Source organism: Oscillibacter sp. (assembly GCF_032060045.1).
Classification (GTDB): Bacteria; Bacillota; Clostridia; order Oscillospirales; family Oscillospiraceae; genus Oscillibacter.
Genome location: NZ_DAMBZJ010000029.1, coordinates 6,008 through 10,422, shown reverse-complemented (window position 1 = coordinate 10,422; position 4,415 = coordinate 6,008). Strand labels below are relative to the sequence as shown.

The window sequence follows — 4,415 nt, the reverse complement described above, 5'->3', positions numbered from 1 at the left end:
TTGAGTATCGAGTCTTCCCAAGGTGAAACAAGCAACAAAGGAGCACGCCAAGGCGCAGCTCTGCCGCTAATATCTTCTTCCATCCAGACTGTGCCTCTTATGTAGAGACGTCACTGTCGGTCTCGGAGTTGCACCGGGTCAGCGGACATCCAATGGACGTCCGGTCGCGGACTATACCGCCGGTGGGGAATCGCACCCCGCCCTGAAGACACGTATTCAGTTGCTTTCTGCCATCAGTATACGACGGCGGCAAAAAAAGTGCAAGAGGGAAATATGTCCGAAAAGAAAACTTTCGACATTTTTTATAGTTATAAAAATTGGGTGAGTTGAAAAGTTAACTTCAACCCATATGACGGAGATTACTTTTTCGAACTGAAAACGGAAGTAAATTTACCAAAAACGGTATGCGCAAATGCCGCCTTGGCTTGTCATGTGTTTGCATAGGTGGAAAAGCAAAATACGACTTGTTCGAGCAGGTTTATCCCCCTTTTTCCAAGAAGTATTAGCAGGTCCACCAAAACAACAAAATCCGAACCTTTTTCCAATTGGAGAAGGGTTCGGATTTTGTTTTTCTGGAGTAATGTTCCACACTCTGCTATAATCATCCTATCGAAAGTTTGGAGGGGGTGACTGCCATCCAAGGGTTCATAAACAAGCACCGGCTGCTGCTTATAATACTTGCTGCGTTTTTAACCGTTCTGGCGCTGATGCTATTTGCCCGGCTCCCTGGTATGATAAACAGCGAGCCGGAAAACACCACTGTCGAGGAGGAAAACGGCGTCTATGCCCTGACGGATATCACGGATTGGAAAGCAGCCGTCACTCTGCCGCCCGGCTCGGCCTACTATCCCAACGTATTGCTGACGCCGGAAACTGCCGGTTTCGCTACCCCTGTCAGTACGGATGAGTTTGCCGCACTGCGAGCGGATTATCTATCCCAACGGTTCGTGGTAGAGCTGCCTGACAACAGCGATGTCTATACCCTGACCTTTAATCTCTCGGGACGCCACGCCATGCTCGTCTATGTCAACGGCGAACTGGTCGGACAATCCGGACAGCCGGGGACCACAAAGCAGGACACCGAGGTGTGGGAGAATAACCTCACGTGCTATGCCTCGCCGATAGACGGCAAAATGGATATCATTTTACAGTCAGCGCAGTTTTACCATTATCGCAGCGGCGCGCAGCTGGCGACCCTGAGCATTCAGAATACGGCATCCGCGCCAAGCGGCGGTCTGACCGACGAAACCAAAGGTTTTCTTGTGATGGGCGCGTTTGTGTGCGCGGCGGCGCTGCTGCTTTTTATCTATCTGCTTTTGTCACATACGAAGGCGACGCTGTATTTTGCGCTTGCCTGCCTTGCCATGGCGCTGCGGGAATGTATCCAGAGCCAGGCGTGGGTGGACTTTTCTTTTCTCTCCGGAAATTCATCCTTTCTGCTGGAATACCTGAGCGTCGTGTTGCTCACGATTTTTTTGTCTCTGTACCTTGGGCAATACATCAAGGGACGGTTTCTGCGGGCCGTTCAGTATACGGCAATCATCGGCTCTTTGATTTACGGCTTATGTGTCCTGTTCGGCGACTCGGTCTTCTATACGTCCATTCTGATCTACTATCAAATCTTGCTGGTTCTCTGCATCGTCCCTGGAATATCCGGTCTGATTTGGACGATGCGGAACCCAATTAAGGAACAGTCGGCAGCCATCTATGGCATTGCGGTATTCTTTCTCGCCGCTGTGAGCGACATCTTATTGTACAATAACGTTTTTGGCGATCAGCACCCAAAAACACCGATCTCTGAGTCAGCCATGTTGATCTTTGTTTGGGCGCAGACTGTTTCTCTGTTTCTCATGAACAATCGGGTATTGGCTGAGGCAACGGAAAAAGAGCAGAAGCTTGCGGCGGAAAAGGAAGCGCTGGAAACCCTCAACCGTCTGAAAACCGAGTTTCTGGGCAACGTCTCCCACGAGCTGAAAACCCCGCTGACTGTCATGTCCGGCTATGCCCAGACCACGAAGCAGCTTGCCGAACGTCCCGGCGAGCTGGATGGCGGTGAAGTATCCCGCCGGATGAAGCTCATTTCCTCCGAGGCGGAAAGGCTCTCCCTGATGGTTGGGCAAATTCTCGACGTGACCCGCATGGAGGAGGGGCGCATGGCCATGGAAAAGCGCTCCTGTCACATGGATGAAATCATCCACGGGGCCGTTGAAACGCACTATCCCATGCTCAATAAAAATCAAAACCGCCTGAAAATCCAGATCGAGCCCGGGCTTCCCGCAGTCAGCGCCGACCCTATGCGGATATCTCAAGTGATTGTCAACCTGATCTCCAATGCGGTTCGCTTTACTTCAAACGGCCTAATTACGATTTCCACAAAGCTTGAGGATGGCCGAATTGTGATCTGCGTCGCCGACAACGGCACAGGGATCAGCCCGGACAGGCTGTCTCATATTTTCGAACGGTATTACCACAAAGAAAAATCCGGCGGCGGTCAGGATACCGGCACCGGATTGGGACTCTATATTTGTAAGCATATCGTTGAGCAGCACGGAGGGACAATCTGGATGGAAAGCGAGGAGGGCAAGGGAACCTCTGTTTTCTTCACCTTGCCCACTGCCGCCGTCAATACTGAATCTTGCTGAAGATGTATTCACTTTTTCCGGCGCTGGAGAGCTCAAACCAGCCGCTGTCATCCAGTCTGAGCTTCCTGCGCAGATTCGCCACATGGGTCTTGACGGTTCCGGTCGCGCCGGGGGACTGCTCGCCCCACGCACGACGGTAGATTTCCTCCGCATTCAGCCGCTGCCCGGCGAACAGGGCAAAGCAGCCAAGAAGCTGCAATTCCTTCAATGTCAGCGGAATGCGGTTGCCGTCCAGCACAGCTTCGCCTGCCAAAAAATCAATGGTCAAGGGTGGCAGCTCGATGATTCCGGCAGACATAAAGCCGTTGCGACGAAGCTGCGCAGCTACACGCGCGCTTAAAACATTCAAATCATAGGGCTTGGTGACATAATCGTCCCCGCCTTGCAAAAGGCCTTTTACAACGCTCTCATTTTCGTTCCTGCAGGTCAGGAAGATGATGGGGGCGTTTGTTTTTTGCCGCAGCTCGGCACAGAAGTCAAAGCCGGAGCCGTCCGGCATCATTACGTCCAAAAGAATCAGATCGGGGGCGTGCTCCTCCAGAAAAAAGCGCGCCTTGGAAAGCGTGGGGGCACAGACCGTCTCATAGCCCTTCCCCTCAAAATATTCCCGGTTGATTTCCAGCACCTCGGTTTCATCCTCAATCAGCAGCAGCTTTGCTTTTTTCATCTCATCGCCTCCATTTTCAAGACCATAATACCATGTTTTTGGGTAAAAATCCGCTATAAAAAACTTTTTTGAAAAACAGATAAGATTTCTTAACCTTTCACACAGAGGGAAATTTTTCTGCTACGCTTACAGGGTATGAGAGAAAAAATCTGATTTCATGAGGAAACGCTATGACAAAATCGGTGAAAACGAGGTGATAAAATATATGTTGCAAATAACCCGGGTGGACATTTTAGATGGACAAACACTGGACATTGAGCTGAGCAACGGCCATCTGATTTTATTTGACACCCAGCGTCTGCCTAAAGAAGACCACAGCTACGACAGCCTGCGGGATTTAGAATTGCTGCCCCGCCCAAGCACCGACGGGCAGAGCGTCTACTGGCGGGACGGCCCGCGAATTGCACTGGGAGACATCATGACCCTGCTGGGCAGGCAAGATAACTGATTAATTTGAGGAGGCAATACAAAAATGAAACAAATTAGTAAAAAATTCGGCAGCGTGTTTCTCGCGCTGTGCCTGGTGTTGACGCTGCTGCCGACCGTGGCGTTTGCAGCGGACGCAAGCAGCTTGAAAAGCACGATTGAGAGCTACACAGGAGGGACCGGTTCGCTGTACGCAGACGTGTCCGCAGACGGCAGCACAGTTACTGTCACCGGAACAGTTACCGACGCGGCATCCACCCTCACGCTTGACATTGACCCAGGCGTAACGGTGGATTGGCAGGCGTCTATCACAGCTGCATCTGATTTCACTGGGGACTTGCTTAAATTAGTTGGCAGTGATAGCAGTAATTACGGGTCTTTTACTGTAGACGGCGGAGCCATCACCGGTGGCAAAGGAAATGCAATTTTTATACTTTACAATATCACATTAACAGTCAGCAGCGGCACGGTCAGCTCAAAATTTAGCATTCCTATCGTTATCAGCAACAGCGCTGCAAGCTTAAATGTCTGCGGTACCGGTCAGGTTTTTAGTACACTTGGTCATGCCATCGTTAGTTCTGGCAGTGTTACGGTTTCTGAAAATGCCCTAGTCAGTTCCAGTGGAAAAGCAGCGATTTGTTTACAAGACCCAAGTGCGACTGTGTCAGTCACAGGCGGAT

The 4,415-nt window shown here is 51.0% G+C and carries 4 protein-coding genes and 1 riboswitch; of the genes, 3 read left to right on the top strand and 1 reads right to left on the bottom strand.

The genetic code is table 11. From position 1 onward, the window contains the following. Positions 1-67: 67 nt before the first annotated feature. Positions 68-214: riboswitch (FMN riboswitch) on the bottom strand. 412 nt (positions 215-626) lie between these two features. Continuing rightward, on the top strand, positions 627-2,642 hold the full coding sequence (locus tag RT018_RS11810; RefSeq protein ID WP_312942217.1) for an ATP-binding protein: 2,016 nt from the start codon (positions 627-629) through the stop codon (positions 2,640-2,642). Here the strand turns inward: RT018_RS11810 and RT018_RS11805 are convergent. After that, the gene (locus tag RT018_RS11805; protein ID WP_312942215.1) at positions 2,623-3,309 is read right to left on the bottom strand and encodes a response regulator transcription factor; all 687 of its coding nucleotides are present in this window, start codon (positions 3,307-3,309) and stop codon (positions 2,623-2,625) included. The genes RT018_RS11810 and RT018_RS11805 overlap by 20 nt on opposite strands. A gap of 157 nt (positions 3,310-3,466) precedes the next feature. Here RT018_RS11805 and RT018_RS11800 point away from each other — a divergent pair, with 157 nt between their 5' ends. After that, a complete protein-coding gene (locus tag RT018_RS11800; protein ID WP_312942212.1) occupies positions 3,467-3,757 on the top strand; it encodes a hypothetical protein in 291 nt (96 codons plus the stop codon). Between the two features lie 24 nt (positions 3,758-3,781). After that, positions 3,782-4,415: hypothetical protein (locus tag RT018_RS11795; protein WP_312942210.1), on the top strand; the 634-nt coding region annotated here is incomplete at its 3' end.

Bases quoted from the DNA above. Each gene is read 5' to 3' on its own strand.
- RT018_RS11800 (WP_312942212.1), top strand. From the start codon at position 3,467: ATGAGGAAACGCTATGACAAAATCGGTGAAAACGAGGTGATAAAATAT.
- RT018_RS11805 (WP_312942215.1), bottom strand. From the start codon at position 3,309: ATGAAAAAAGCAAAGCTGCTGCTGATTGAGGATGAAACCGAGGTGCTG.